Consider the following 11,753-nt stretch of genomic DNA (forward strand, 5'->3'; position numbering starts at 1 on the left):
CGCGGTCAGTCCGTGGCGAGGGCGGCCGGCGGCGCGACTGCGAGGTTGGCGGAGCGGCGCCGCCACAGCGCATGCAAGCCGCGCGCGGCAAGGTCCTCGGGATGGCGCTGCACCCCGATCTCGAGCGTGGTGAGCGCACGCGCATACGCGGCGAGCAGGCGTTCGCTGCCGACCAGATGCACCTGCGCCGGGCGTGGGCCTTCCTGCGACAGCGCCCCGCCGCGCAGCTCGTGCCCGATCAGCAGGCCCGACAGGTACGAGGGCAGCGCGCTTTCGCCGAACTGTCCCGACAGCCCGGTGGTGCGCACGCCGAACAGGTGGTGCAGCAGGCCGCCCGGATCGCCGCTGCGGCGCAGGCCGGCGTCGAAGGCGTAGCCGTCGAAGCGTCCGTCGTCGGCCGCCATCAGCGCGCCGAGCAGGCTGTGGGTGCGCAGCAGCGCGTACACCTCGCCCGTCATCGCGGTATGGATGCGCTGGATGCGGCCGTCGTGGATCGTCACCCACTTGCTGTGGGTGCCGGGCAGGCACACGCGGTGCACGCCGCCGGGCAGCACGTCGAGCAGGGCCGCCAGCTGGGTCTCCTCGCCGCGCATCGCGTCGGGCACCATGTCCGACACCGTGTCGCGCAGCCCGGGCACCAGCCACAGCGCGCGCTGCTCGAACCCGGGCGGATGGATGCGCTGCAGCTGTCCGGCGATGTCGTCCAGCCCGGCCGGGCAGTCGAGATACGGCATCTCGTGCCAGCCGCCGCGCGCGCCGACCATGCCGCACAACAGCACGGTGTCGTCATCCCAGCCGGCGAGCGCCTCGGCCAGGACCTCGCCGTGGCGACCGCGGCTGGCCTGCGTGCCCTGGTCGCTGCGACGCCGCTCGCGCACCATGCCGTCGCCGTCAACCCGGTACAGGCGCAGGTGGGTGCTGCCCCAGTCGGCGGCGATCATGCGGTGCGCAGCCGCGCTTCGGGCAGGCCGGCGTCGGGGGCGAGCGTCAATGCGAACACGCCGCCGGCCTCGGGCGTACGCTCGAGTGCGTCCGCGTCAAGCTCCTCGCGCGCGGTGGTCACGTACAGCGTGTCCAGCGCCGCGCCGCCGAGCGTGCAGCACGACGGACGCCCGGCGGGAATCGCGACCACGCGGTCGACCGTGCCGTCGGGCGCGTAGCGCACCACGCGGCCGGCATCCCACTGCGCGTTCCACAGCCCGCCGGCGGCATCCACCGTCGAGCCGTCCGGCGCCTTGTCGCCCTCGACTTCGGCGAACACGCGCGCGCCGGTCACCTGCGCGCGCTGCGCGTCGTAGTCGCCGCACCAGATGCGCGGCTGCACCGAATCGCACCAGTACAGGGTGAGGCCGTCGGGCGAGAAGCACAGCGAGTTCGGCACCGTGGCTGGCGGCAGCGGCAGCTCGCGCAGCCCGTGCGCGGTGGAGAACTGGTAGAAGCGGCCCAGCGGCGGCGTCGCGCCGGTTTCGTCCTTGGTGCCGAACACGAAATGGCCATTGCGATCGCAGCGGCCGTCGTTGCTGCGCGTGGATGCGCCGAGCGCGACCTCCAGCGGCGCCAGCGTACGCAGCGCGAGCGGCCGGCCCGCGACCGGCGGTTCGGCGATGCGGATCGACTTGGCCAGCGCCAGCAGCAGCCGGCCGTCGTCGCACAACGCCAGGCAGCCGAGCGCTTCGGGCACGTCCCACGCATCGGTGGCGCCGCTGGCGGGACTGTGGCGCCACAGCCGGCGCGAGAGGATGTCGGTCCAGTACAGGCACTGCGCGCGGTCGTCCCAGACGATGCCCTCGCCCAGCTGGCAGCGGCTGTCGATGGCCAGGGCGGCGGTCGACGCGGACGCGGCGCTCATCGCCTCACCACTCCGCCACGCTGCCGTCCGCGTGCCGCCACAGCGGGTTGCGCCAGCGCGGCGGCTCCTGCGCGGCGCGTTCCAGCCGTTCCACGTCGATCTCCACGCCCAGGCCCGGGCCGGGCAGGGCGGCGATGCTGCCGGTTTCGTCGCATCGGAAGTCGTCCTTGTTGAGCACGTAGTCGAGCAGGTCCGCTCCTTCGTTGTAGTGGATGCCGATGCTCTGTTCCTGCAGCATCGCGTTCCAGCTGACGAAGTCCACCTGCAGGCAGGCGGCGAGCGCCACCGGGCCCAGCGGACAGTGCGGGGCGAGGCCGACGTCGTGCGCTTCGGCCATTGCCGCGATCTTGACGCATTCGGTGATGCCGCCGGCGTGCGACAGGTCGGGCTGCAGCAGTGCCAGGCCGCCGGCGGCCAGCACCGGCTTGAACTCGGCACGCGAGTACATGCGCTCGCCCGCGGCCAGCGGGATCGAGGTGGCGTCCGACAGCGGGCGGTAGTACTCCCACTGTTCGGGCAGCACCGGTTCCTCGACGAACAGCGGCTTGAACGGCGCCAGTTCGCGCAGCAGCACGCGCGCCATCGGCGCGCTCACGCGGCCGTGGAAGTCGATGCCGAAGTCGATCGCGTCGCCCACCGCCTCGCGCACCGCGGCCACTTTCGCCACCGCGGCGTCCACCGCGCGCGGGCTGTCGATCAGCCGCAACTCCTCGGTGCCGTTGAACTTGAAGGTGTCGAAGCCTGCGGCGTGGTGCGCCTGCATCTGCGCCACGATGTCGGCCGGGCGGTCGCCGCCGACCCAGCGGTAGGTCTTCATGCGGTCGCGCACCAGGCCGCCGAGCAGCTGGTACACCGGCACGCCCAGGGCCTTGCCCTTGATGTCCCACAGCGCCTGGTCAATGCCGGCGATCGCGCTCATCAGGATCGCGCCGCCGCGGTAGAAGCCGCCGCGGTACAGCACCTGCCACAGGTCGTTGATGCGCGAAGGATCGCGCCCGACCAGGTAGTCGCCGAGTTCCTGCACCGCCGCCTCGACGGTCGCCGCGCGGCCCTCGATCACCGGCTCGCCCCAGCCGCTGACGCCTTCGTCGGTGTCGATGCGCAGGAACAGCCAGCGCGGCGCGGCCTGCCAGGTGGTCAGCCGGGTGATCTTCATGCGGTGTGGCCCATCCATGCGTCGCGGAACCGCTGCGCCTGCGTGCGCGTGTGCTCCGCGGTCTGTCCTGCGCGATACAGTTCGCCGCCGATGCCCACGCCCTGGCAGCCGGCGGACAGGTACACGGGCAGGGTGTCGGGGGTGATGCCGCCGACCGCGAACAGCGGCACCGGTGGCGGCAGCACGCTGCGCAGCGCGCGCACCATGGCCGGCCCGTACACGGCGGCGGGGAACAGCTTGAGCATCGGCGCGCCGGCTTCGAGCGCGTCGAAGGCCTCGCTGGGGGTGGCGACGCCGGAAACCAGCGGCAGCCCGCGCGCGACCGCGTGGCGGATCACCGCCGGGCGGACGTTCGGAGTGACGCCCAGCGTGCCGCCGGCCTCGATCAGGGCGTCGACCTGCGCCGGCTCGAGCAGGGTCCCGGCGCCGATACGCGCGCGATCGGCGAAGGCCCCGACCGCGAGCGCGACGCTGCGCGCCCAGTCCGGCGAGTTGGTCGGGATCTCGATCGCGTCGTAGCCTTCCTCGACCAGCACGCCGACGTGGTCGGCGACTTCGGCCGGCGTGATGCCGCGCAGGATCGCGATCAGGGGCAGGCGGAACGGCGTGGCGGGATCATCCATGCGCGCGGACGCCTCGGCCCGCCAGGTCCGGTCGCCGGTGCGGCTCCGCGCGCGCCCCGGCCGGCGCCACGCCGCGGCCGTCGGAGTCGCCCTGCAGCGATCGCGCCATGTGTGTTCCTCCCCCTCGGGACCGGTGATGGAGCCGCGGCCCGGCACCACGGCCGGCGCTGCCCCGGATGACAGCGGCCATAGCCTCGCGTGGGGCGGTATGTACGACAAATGAAATTTTAGTCGTACGCTATTCTGCCAACGAATAGATGATGCAGCGGGAGAGCGCGCCATGGTGCAGCCGGCAACGGGGTGGTTCGGCGCCACGCGCCTGAAGACGCGCCACCTCGCGCTGCTGCTGCACCTGTACGAGCAGCGTTCGGTGCTGCGCGCGGCCGAGGCGGCGAACATGACCCAGCCGGCGGCGTCCAAGCTGCTGGCCGAGATGGAATCGCTGCTGGGCGTGCCGCTGTTCGAGCGCCACGCACGCGGGGTGGAGCCGACCTGGTACGGCCAGGTGCTGATCCGGCGCGCGCGCTCGGCGCTGTCGGAAATCGGCCGCGCGCACGACGAGATCGCCGCGCTGCGCACCGGCCGCATGGGCCAGGCCGCGATCGGCACCGTGGTCAATCCCGGCACCACCCTGGTGCCGCAGGCGATCGCGGCGGTCAAGCGCGACTTCCCCGACATCCTGATCAAGGTCGAAATGGACTACAGCCGGCCGCTGGTCGCGCGCCTGCTCGACGGCCAGCTCGACATCGTGGTCGGCCGGATCATGGGGCCCGAAGGCGCGGCCGAGCTCGACTTCGAACCGCTTGCCGACGAGCCGCACGCGGTGATCGTGCGCGAAGGCCACCCGCTGGCGCGACGCGAGGCGATCAGCCATGCCGACCTAGCCGAGCAGGGCTGGATCCTGCCGCCGGAGGCGAGCGTGCTGCGCAACCGGGTCGATGCGGTGTTCCTCGAGCGCGGGCTGCCGCTGCCGCAGAACATCGTCGAGACCGCCTCGCTGCCGGTGATCATCCACCTGCTGCGGCACAGCGACCTGCTGACCGCGCTGCCGGCCGAATCGGTGGGGCCGTACCTGCAGACCGGGCAGATGCGGGTGTTGCCGATCGAGCTGGGCGTGCGCATGGAGTGCTTCGGCATCGTCCGCCGCCGCGACCAGCTGCTCTCGCCCGGGGCCGAGCGCGTGCTCGAGGCGCTGCGGCTGACCGCGCGCCGGCTCTACGCCCCCGGGGCGCCGCTCCCGGCCTGAGCACCCGGTCACGGGATTCGTCCCGAACTATTCCGGAAAAGCCTACCTCCCCGCCAAAAAATCATTGGTGGCGCATGGCTGCGCGCTCCTATGCTCGCCCCGGACAGCCTGTCTCGCGCTGTCATCCGCGGACGCGCCAACGCGCCGCGCAAGCCATCGAGCGTCAAAAAAATCCGACTCGCTTGTCATGTGCCCGTGGGAGGGGAACACCATGCCAACGCTCCGCAAGCGCCACCCGGCTGCCGGGACGGCCGCCGCCGATCTCCGCCCGTACCGCCGTTCCGCCATCGCCGTGGGCATCGCGCTGATGCTCGCCGCCAACGCGCAGGCGCAGGAGGCCCCACCCGCAGCGGACGCGGACCAGACCGCCACCCAGCTCGACACCGTCACCGTCACCGGTATCCGCGGGTCGGTGTACCGGGCCCAGGACATCAAGCGCGACGCGCCGACCTTCGTCGACTCGGTCACCGCGCTCGACATCGGCGCGCTGCCCGACCGCAGCGTCACCGAGACGCTGTCGCGCATTCCCGGCGTCACCATCGACCGCTTCCTGTCGGTGGGCGATCCCGAGCACTTTTCGGCCGAAGGCGGCGGCGTGCAGGTGCGTGGCCTGACCCAGGTGCGCTCCGAACTCAACGGCCGCGACAGTTTCTCCGCCTCCGGCGGGCGCGCGCTGAGCTTCCAGGACGTGCCGTCCGAACTGATGGCCGGCGTGGACGTGTACAAGAACCAGACGGCCGAGATGATCGAAGGCGGCCTGGGCGGCACGGTCGACCTGCGCACCTTCATGCCGCTCGACTTCGAGGAGAGCCGCCTGGGCGTGTCGTTCAGCGCCAACCGCGGCGACTTCGCCGACCAGGTGAAGCCGTCGGGCTCGATCCTCTACAGCAACCGCTGGGAGACCGATGCGGGCGATTTCGGCATCCTGGTCGACGTGGCGCATTCGGAGCTGGCCACGCGCACCGACGGCATGTTCGTGCGGCCGTTCTTCAACACCAGCAACAGCGACCTGGACGGCGACGGCACCACCGAGTCGCTGTGGCTGCCGCGCGGCGCCGACTGGCGCACGCTGGAGTACGAGCGCGAGCGCCAGGGCGCGTACGTGGCCCTGCAGTGGCGCCCGAACGAGAACCTGGAGCTGTTCGCCACCGCGTTCCAGTCCAGCTACGACGAGCTCTGGTACGAGGACGCGATCTTCGTGTCCAACGACCCGCTGCAGGTCCGGCTCGACGCCAGCCAGCCCTACGAACTGGACGGCAACGTGTTCGTGTCCGGCCGCCTGCGTTCGAACGGCGACATTCCGATGGGCACGGACATCCGCGCCTCGCACCGCGAGTCCAAGACCACCGACTACTCGGTGGGCATGAAGTGGGCCTTCAGCGAGCGCACCGAATTCTCGACCGACCTGCAGTTCATCAAGGCCGATACGCGCGCGCTGGATTCCACGGTGTCGCTGGGCGTGAACGTGCCCTACATCGACGTCGACCTCGGTTCGGGCCGGCCGAGCATCGGCGTCGACGAGCAGTTCACCGCGAACCCCGCGAACTACTACTGGGGCTTCACGATGGACCACCGCGACGACAACGAGGCCGAGGAAGTGGCCTGGCGCGCGGACCTCAAGCACAGCTTCGACGCGGGATTCTTCAACTCGATCCAGTTCGGCGTGCGCCTGACCGACCGCGACGCCACCAGCGTCGACACCGGCTACGACTGGCAGCCGGTGTTCCAGACCTGGATGCAGGGCTGGGCGCTGCCGGGCGGCGCGCTGCCCGGGCTCGACCTCGACGCCACGGTCAATTCCAGCCTGGTGAACCTGCAGACCTTCGAGAACTTCTACCGCGGCGATGCCAATACCCCGGGCGCCTTCTACGCCCCGGTGCTGGCCACCGCGCTGGGCTTCCCGCAGAGCTACCTCGACATCCACGGCGCGGCCACGCCGTACTACACCTGCTGCTACGGCCAGATCACCCCACGCGACCTGGACGACCCGCAGTGGCGCAACACCCAGGGCGAGCAGACCACCGCCGGCTACTTCATGCTCAACTTCGGCAACGACGAGGCGCTGTTCGACGGCAACGTCGGCGTGCGCGTGGTCCGCACCGAGAACGAGGCGGACGGCTTCCTGGTGTACCCGAACCTGGCGTTCGCGCCGTACCTCGGTGCCGGCGAATCGACGCCGATCACGGCGAGCAATTCGTATACCGACGTGCTGCCCAGCCTCAACCTGCGCTGGGAGTTCGCGCCCAACCTGATCGCGCGCTTCGCCGCGTCCAAGGCGATCGCGCGCCCGGCCTTCAGCGACATGCAGGCCTACCAGCAGCTCAGTGCGGCGGTGCGGGACGGCGTGACGCCCGACCCGGGCGAGACGGTCACGCCGGACGATCTCGACCTGACCGGCAGCTCCACCGACAACCCGTACCTGGAGCCGATGAAGGCCAACCAGTTCGACCTGTCGCTGGAGTGGTACTTCGCGCCGGACAAGGGCGGCATGGCGTGGGTGAACTTCTTCTACAAGGATGTGGAGGACTACTTCCGCCAGCAGACCGAACTGGTGCCCTACCCGGGCGTGGACGGCAACGAGTACGACTACCTGATCTCGCGCCTGGTCAACATCGGGACCGCGAAGATCCAGGGCGCGGAGCTCGGCTGGAACCAGTTCTTCGACTTCCTGCCGGCCCCGTTCGACGGATTCGGCATGTCGGCAAACTACACCTACATCGACAGTTCGACCGAGATTCCCGCCGGCTCGAACGCGGTGCCGATCGACACCGACGGCAGCACCTTCGACGACCTGCCGGCCGACGGCCTGTCGAAGAACTCCTACAACGCGGCGGTGTTCTACGAGAAGGGGCCGTGGCAGGTGCGCCTGGCCTACAACTGGCGCAGCGAGTACCTGCTGTCGGTGGGCCCGAACGGCTACAACGGCGGCGACGGCGGCATCCCGTGGAAGCTGCCGGTGTACAGCGACAGCTTCGGCCAGCTCGACGGTTCGATCTTCTACAAGGTGTCCGACAACGTGCAGATCGGCCTGGAGATGAACAACCTCAACAACGCCGAGCAGCGCACGATCATGGACCAGAACGGCGCCGGCAAGCGCATCACGTCCTGGTACGTCAACGACCGGCGCTACGCGGCGACACTGCGCTTCACCTTCTGACGGGCACGGAACGGACGGATGCCGGGTGTGCGGCGTCCGTCCGGCTGGCGGATGCGCGTGGATGCGCCGCGCGCATCCGGTTGCGGTGTAGCGGCTTCCCCTCCCGGGCCGCAGGCACCGCGACATCCGCGGCGGCGCGTCGCCAGCTCCGTGCGGATGCACTGGCGGCGCGTCGACCGCACCCGCGGCGACGTGGCCGGTCGGCGATGTCGACAGGTACGGATGAAACCCTTTCGGGTGTATCGATCCCCGATCTACGACCTTCGGCCAATCCGATGGTTGCCGCGTTGACGCGCGCGAAATGCGAGCGCTAACATCGGGACAGGGCGCACAGTCGCCAAGGGGATGACATCACCAGCCGGTTGATCCGGCATGCGGTTTTCTGCGCGGGCGCCAGCACGGTGGCGCCGTCGTGCAGGCGCTGGCCGTTGCCAGCGCGGTCGGCGTGGCGGGCACGTGCCCGGCGCCGCGGACATTCCGTGCAGAACCGACGCGACACACAACTCGATCCGTTCGACGCGACATCCTCGGGAGGGAGATCCATGCGAACGCACCATCACCGCCAGCCGGCCATCCGGCGGGCGGGCGACGACACCCTGCGCACGTTCCGCCGCAGCGCCATCGCCCTCGGCGTGGCCACGCTGCTGTCCGCTCCATTGCACGCGCAGACCACGGGCGCCAGCGCCCCCGCCGGCACGGACGCCACCAATCTCGACACCGTGGTGGTGAAGGGCGTGCGGGGCGCGGTGATGCGCGCGCAGGACATCAAGCAGGATGCGCCGCAGATCATCGACTCGGTTACCGCCGAGGACATCGGCGCGCTGCCCGACCGCAGCGTCACCGAGACCCTCAAGCGCATCAGCGGCCTGACCGTCACCGGCTTCGCCGCGCGCGACGATACCGACCACTTCTCCGCCGAAGGCAGCGGCGTGATGATCCGCGGCCTGACCTTCGTGCGCGGCGAGCTCAACGGCCGCGACGTGTTCACCGCCAACGGCGGCCGCGGCATCAGCTTCGAGGAAGTGTCCGCCGAACTCATGGCCGGCGTGGACGTGTACAAGAACCCGTCGGCCGAGATCATCGAGGGCGGGCTGGGCGGCACCATCAACCTGCGCACGCGCATGCCGTTCGACGAGCCCGGGCGCAAGATCGCCGGCAGCGTCGACGCCAACTACGGCGATAAGGCCAAGGATGCGCGGCCGTCGGCCTCGTTCCTGTTCAGCGACCGCTGGGACACCGGCGTCGGCGAGATGGGCTTCCTGGCCAACGTCTCGTATTCGGAACTGGCCACGCAGTCGGACGGCATCCAGATCCAGCCGTACTCGCGCCGTGGCCGTACGCCGGCCGAGCAGCCGGAAGGCCTGCCGAACGGCGAAGGCTGGGTGTACGACTGGGAGCAGGAAGCGTGGGTGTCGTCCGACAGCCAGCGGGACCTGCTGCTCGAAGGAAGCGGTCGCGACCAGGTGTTCGTGCCTGGCGGCGTGAACTGGCGCCGCACCGATTTCGACCGCAAGCGCCAGGGCGGCGCGTTCGCATTCCAGTGGCGCCCGAACGACGACACCGAAATCTACACCCAGTTCATCACCTCGAAGTACGACATGACCTGGCGCGAGCATTTCATGGAGTACGCCGGCGCGGGCGAGGCCAACAACACCGACAACTGGACCGGCGATCCGAACTATTACGGCAACGCCTACGACGGCGGCGACGGCCTGGCCGACCGCACCAACCGGCTGATCCCGATGCCGGGCACCCAGTTCGAATACGACGAGAATGGCCGTTTCCTGCGCGGCAGCATCCGCCTGGGCGGCTGGCGCGGGCAGCCGGGCGACGACTCCAACGGCATGTACCAGGGGCCGGGCATCCAGTTCGTGGCCGGCAACCGCCACAACGTGCAGTCCTCGCAGACCACGGACTGGTCGGCGGGCTTCCGGCATTTCATCAGCGACAATTTCCTGGTGCGCGGCGACTTCCAGTACGTCAAGGCCGAGAGCGACCAGGTCGACTTCTCGGTCCATACCTCGACCCTGCTCGAAGGCATCACACTGGACCTCACCGGCAAGTATCCGTCCGTGACGCTCGACAATCCGGACCGGGCGCTGCAGCAGGACACCTACTTCTGGCGCTCGGCGATGGACCACCTGGCCGACAACGAGGGCCACGAGCGGGCCGGCCGCGTGGACTTCGAGTACAACTTCCCCGACAGCACCTGGCTGCGCACGTTCCGCTTCGGCGGGCGCGTGGCCGATCGCGAGTACACCAGCTTCTACACCACCTACAACTGGCAGCCGATCAGCGACGACTGGAACCGGATCGAGAACCCGGACCCGACCCGGCCGCCGGTGGCGTGGCTCGACCAGTTCTATTCGTCCGAGTCGGCGCTCTACACGCTGGAAGACTTCTTCGGCGGAGATGCCACGGTCCCGACCCAGTTCTGGGCCGCGCGCGACGGCTTCGTCGACATCGGCCGTGTCCGCGACACGCTGTCGACGATCCCCGGTGCGCAGTGGAACCCGATCCAGTTCTCGCCCGATGCCATCAATCAGCAGCGCGAGCGTACCCAGGCCGCCTATGGCGTGCTGTACTTCGGCAACGACGAACTGCGCAACCCCGTCGACGGCAACCTCGGCGTGCGCGTGGTCAAGACCAGCGTCAAGGCGGTAGGCGGAGGCCTGCTCCCGGACATGACCGGCGCGTACGTGGAGGACGTGGCGCAGGAGGTGCGCGACGCCTTCTACGGCCAGGCGTTCACCAGCACGGTCAACACGTCCTACACCGACGTGCTGCCGAGCCTGAACGTGCGGGTACGCTTCGACCACGGCCTGCAGTGGAGGTTCGCGGCCTCCAAGGCCATCGCGCGTCCCGAGTTCCGGCTGATGCAGAACTGGATCACCCTGGGCGCTAATGCCGCCGGCTGCGCCCAGGCGCGCGAGGACGGCCTGCGCGAGGAGTTGTGCAGCTTCGACGACCTCGCCTACAGCGGCAGCGGCGGCAACCCCGAGCTCAAGCCGATGCGTGCAGACCAGTTCGACACGGCGCTGGAATGGTATTTCGGGCCGGCCAACAGCGCCTACATCACACTGTTCAAGAAGGACGTCGAGGACTACTTCGCGACTTCGCTGGGCACCGAGATCATCGACGGGCGCGTGTACCAGATGAACCGCACGCGCAACCTCGACGAGGGCAAGATCAAGGGCTTCGAACTGGGCTACTCGCAGTTCTTCGACTTCCTGCCGGGACTGGGCGTGCAGGCGAACTACACCTTCGTCGACAGCTCCGGCGGCACCAACGTCGATGTCGGCCCGCCGGATGGCGCGCCGACGGTGCCCGAGGTCGCGCTCGAACTGCCGCTCGAAGGCCTGTCGCGCCGCAGCTACAACCTGATCGGCATCTTCGAACGCGGCCCGGTGTCCTTCCGCCTGGCGTACAACTGGCGTTCGCGCTACCTGCTCACCAGCAGCGACGTGATGCCGGCCATGCGCCAGCCGGTGTGGAACGACGACTACGGCCAGCTCGACGGCTCGTTCTTCTACAACCTCACCGACAACATCCAGCTCGGCCTGCAGGTGAACAACATCACCAACAGCACCACCAAGCTGCTGATGGGGCCGCGCGGCTACCGTCGCGACGGGTTCGTGGACGAGACGCTCTACAACCGCGCCTGGTTCGAGAACGACCGCCGCTATTCGGCGGTGCTGCGCGCCAGCTGGTAACGGCGCGTT

7 protein-coding genes are annotated in these 11,753 nt (G+C 69.7%); 3 read left to right on the top strand and 4 right to left on the bottom strand.

From position 1 onward, the window contains the following. Positions 1-5: 5 nt before the first annotated feature. Genes QFW80_RS11310 through QFW80_RS11325 form a run of 4 tightly spaced genes read right to left on the bottom strand, consistent with a single transcriptional unit; the run spans position 6 to position 3,628 of the window. Complete coding sequence (locus QFW80_RS11310; RefSeq protein ID WP_280602065.1) at positions 6-941, bottom strand: 2-dehydro-3-deoxygalactonokinase; 936 nt, start codon at positions 939-941, stop codon at positions 6-8. After that, on the bottom strand, positions 938-1,849 hold the full coding sequence (locus QFW80_RS11315) for an SMP-30/gluconolactonase/LRE family protein (protein ID WP_280602066.1): 912 nt from the start codon (positions 1,847-1,849) through the stop codon (positions 938-940). Before QFW80_RS11315 ends, QFW80_RS11310 begins: the two co-directional genes overlap by 4 nt. Before the next feature lie 4 nt (positions 1,850-1,853). Continuing rightward, entirely contained in the window at positions 1,854-3,005 is a 1,152-nt protein-coding gene (dgoD, locus tag QFW80_RS11320) for a galactonate dehydratase (RefSeq protein ID WP_280602067.1), read from the bottom strand. Then, positions 3,002-3,628: a 2-dehydro-3-deoxy-6-phosphogalactonate aldolase gene (locus tag QFW80_RS11325; protein ID WP_280602068.1), complete on the bottom strand. Its 627-nt coding sequence runs from the start codon at positions 3,626-3,628 to the stop codon at positions 3,002-3,004. Before QFW80_RS11325 ends, dgoD begins: the two co-directional genes overlap by 4 nt. Positions 3,629-3,908: 280 nt before the next feature. On the opposite strand from QFW80_RS11325, the gene QFW80_RS11330 reads away from it, so the two are divergent. The 3 genes from QFW80_RS11330 to QFW80_RS11340 all read left to right on the top strand — a co-directional run bounded on the left by QFW80_RS11330 (position 3,909) and on the right by QFW80_RS11340 (position 11,744). Then, entirely contained in the window at positions 3,909-4,874 is a 966-nt protein-coding gene (locus tag QFW80_RS11330; protein ID WP_280602069.1) for a LysR substrate-binding domain-containing protein, read from the top strand. Between the two features lie 211 nt (positions 4,875-5,085). Then, positions 5,086-8,031, top strand: a complete 2,946-nt coding sequence (locus QFW80_RS11335) for a TonB-dependent receptor (RefSeq protein ID WP_280602070.1) — start codon at positions 5,086-5,088, stop codon at positions 8,029-8,031. 542 nt (positions 8,032-8,573) lie between these two features. Beyond that, entirely contained in the window at positions 8,574-11,744 is a 3,171-nt protein-coding gene (locus QFW80_RS11340; RefSeq protein WP_280602071.1) for a TonB-dependent receptor, read from the top strand. Positions 11,745-11,753 lie beyond the last annotated feature (9 nt).

Source organism: Luteimonas rhizosphaericola, from assembly GCF_029888045.1.
In the GTDB taxonomy this organism is placed as follows: Bacteria; Pseudomonadota; Gammaproteobacteria; order Xanthomonadales; family Xanthomonadaceae; genus Luteimonas; species Luteimonas rhizosphaericola.